General features: G+C 43.1%; 3 protein-coding genes. 2 read left to right on the plus strand and 1 reads right to left on the minus strand.

Features of this window, described 5'->3' with window-relative positions:
* Positions 1-782: fumarylacetoacetate hydrolase family protein (locus tag ACZFYI_RS18535; RefSeq protein ID WP_462525609.1), on the minus strand; the 782-nt coding region annotated here is incomplete at its 3' end.
* Between the two features lie 341 nt (positions 783-1,123).
* Between ACZFYI_RS18535 and ACZFYI_RS18540 the strand changes: the two genes are divergently transcribed.
* Positions 1,124-1,579, plus strand: a complete 456-nt coding sequence (locus ACZFYI_RS18540; RefSeq protein ID WP_462525610.1) for a (2Fe-2S)-binding protein — start codon at positions 1,124-1,126, stop codon at positions 1,577-1,579.
* 2 nt (positions 1,580-1,581) lie between these two features.
* Positions 1,582-2,740 (plus strand): molybdopterin cofactor-binding domain-containing protein (locus ACZFYI_RS18545; RefSeq protein ID WP_462525611.1); only part of this gene is annotated, 1,159 nt, incomplete at its 3' end.

Raw genomic sequence — 2,740 nt, forward strand, 5'->3', positions numbered from 1 at the left:
TTAAGGTAGCGTGGAGGTTTGAGTCCTAATCCAACGCCTGATGGCGTTCCTGTTGAAATCACATCACCAGGCAATAGCGTCATGTATTGGCTGATATAAGAAACCAAAGTAGGAATGTCAAAAACCAGGTCAGAGGTATTGCTGTCCTGCATCATTACGCCATTGACTTTCAGCCAAAGCCTTAAATTGTGGGGATCAGGAATTTCATCTTTGGTGGCGATAAAGGGTCCAAGCGGCGCAAAGTGATCTGCACTTTTCCCTTTGACCCACTGTCCGCCGTGGTGCAACTGAAAATCCCTTTCGCTGACATCGTTGTGCAAAACATATCCTGCTACATAATCCATCGCATCTTCTTTGCTGACATAGGTCGCTTTCTTTCCGATCACCACTGCCAACTCGACTTCCCAATCGGTTTTTGTAGAATTTCTCGGAATCAAAATCGGATCAAAAGGACCGCAAAGCGAAGAAGTTGCTTTCATAAAAAGTATAGGAACCTCAGGAACAGGCATGCCGCTTTCTTTGGCGTGCAGGGAATAATTCAAACCGACACAGATGATTTTTGATGGTCTTTTGATGGGTGAACCAATCCTTGATTTATCACTGATTTCCTGAAGGTTATGGATGTTTGAGTCAAGCCATGATTGCAGTCTTTCCAGACCGTTTTTTTCCAAAAAATCTTCTGACCAGTCCTCACCAAAAGCACTGCAATCCAGCCATCTTCCATCCTGATTGATGATTCCCGGTTTTTCTTTTCCTGTTTCTCCGAAGCGAATAAGTTTCATGTATTTGAGGTTATTAGGTTGATAAGGTTACAAAGATTTAAAGTTAGCAGGTTTTGGGTTTTTCCTACAACCAAAAATAAAAGAATGGAAAAAGGGATAAAATTTGGATAATTGAAGAGAGAAATTTACCAAATGACTCGAGACAAGAACATAAAATCAATAGAAGTCCTGATTTGCAAATTTTCCTAAATTCCGATCTTCCAACTTAAGACCGGTTTATTTTCCCATAAATTTTTTTTAACTTAATGATTTCCAATTGGTTTTAGAAATGAATAGAGCCAGATTCTGCTAGCATATTACCAATAACCAAAAACCAAATTACCATTAACCCAACCCAAGCCATGCAATACTCCTTTACACTCAACGGCAAATCTGTCCAAATCACCGCTGAGGACGATGCCAACTTACTTTGGACACTACGGGAAAGGCTGAAGTTGACCGGTACCAAGTTTGGATGTGGGGTTTCCCTTTGCGGATCCTGCACAGTTCACCTTGACGGCAAACCCATCAAATCCTGCATTACGCCACTTTCTCAGGTTCAGGGAAAAAAAGTCACTACGATAGAAGGACTTTCTGAAGACAGTTCACATCCGCTTCAGGTTGCTTGGGTAGAGGAACAGGTTCCACAATGTGGGTATTGTCAGTCCGGTCAGATTATGCAGGCGGCAGCTTTGCTTGCAGAAAACCCAAACCCAAACAGGGATGAAATCATCAAGCATATGAATGGTGTGCTTTGCCGTTGCGGTACTTACCTGAGAATTTTGAAAGCGATCGAAAAAACCTCCCAAAAAATCTGAACATGGAAAAGCAAATTGAATCACAAGGATTGAGCCGAAGGAAATTCCTGAAGTTGGGCGGAGGCATTACCTTTTTGGTATCTGCAGTTGGCTTGCCTGCATTGGTATTTAAGAATGGGGAAGTTGCAGATACCAAACAGATTTCCGCTTGGGTTCACCTGTCTTCGGATGGCACGGTAAAAATATACAATCCTGCTGCTGAAATGGGGCAAGGTACAATGACGGCTTTGGCTGCGATTTTTGCTGAGGAAATGGATGCAGACTGGTCCAAGGTCACCATAGAAGATTCACCGGTCGAACCAGAAATCTATGGAATAGGTTGGGGTGGCGAAAGAGGCGGAAGTATGCTGACTGTTGGAAGCCGATCGGTAAGTGGGCACTACAATAACCTCCGTCAATCCGGTGCCCAAGCCAGATATGTATTGCTGAATTCAGTGGCTGAAAAATGGGGAGTGGACAGAAAAGAATTGAAAACAGATTCGGGAATGGTTTATCATGCAGCCAGTAATAGGAAAATCAGTTACGGAGAGATTGTGGAGTTTGTCAAAATCCCTGAATCTGTTCCCGAAATCCCTGATTCGGAGTTAAAAAATCCCAAAGATTTCAAATTAATAGGGAAAGACTATCAGCGCTATGACATTCCATTCAAAGTCAATGGTTCTGCGGTTTATTCAGGGGATATCCATTTGCCTGACATGGTCTATGCTGCGATCCGTCGTGCACCTGTGAACGGTACACAACCTGAAATCCAAAATGAGGCTGCTATCAGAAACATAAAGGGAGTTTTGGATTTGGTAACCTTAAATCATGGGATTGGAGTCGTGGCAAACAGTATGGAAACAGCCTTTTATGCCAAACAGATCATGGAAATCACCTGGAAAGGAGACCCAAAGGCAAAATCCCACAACAGCCAAGAGGCTTATGCAGAGTATGAGGAACTTTCCAAATCATCCAAAACAGGAAGTATTGTTACTCAGGCAGGAGATCTGAACCAGGAACTTCCAAAAGCGCAAAAGACCATTCAGGCAGATTATAAAAACGATTATATATACCATGCACAAATGGAACCGCTCAATGCCGTTGCCCATGTAAAAACCGGTTCTGCTGAAGTTTGGGTAGGAACACAGGCAGCTGACGGTACCAGAAATGATGTTGCCAACC

The sequence above is a fragment of the Aquiflexum sp. genome (assembly GCF_977115555.1).

Bases quoted from the DNA above. Each gene is read 5' to 3' on its own strand.
- ACZFYI_RS18540 (WP_462525610.1), top strand. From the start codon at position 1,124: ATGCAATACTCCTTTACACTCAACGGCAAATCTGTCCAAATCACCGCT.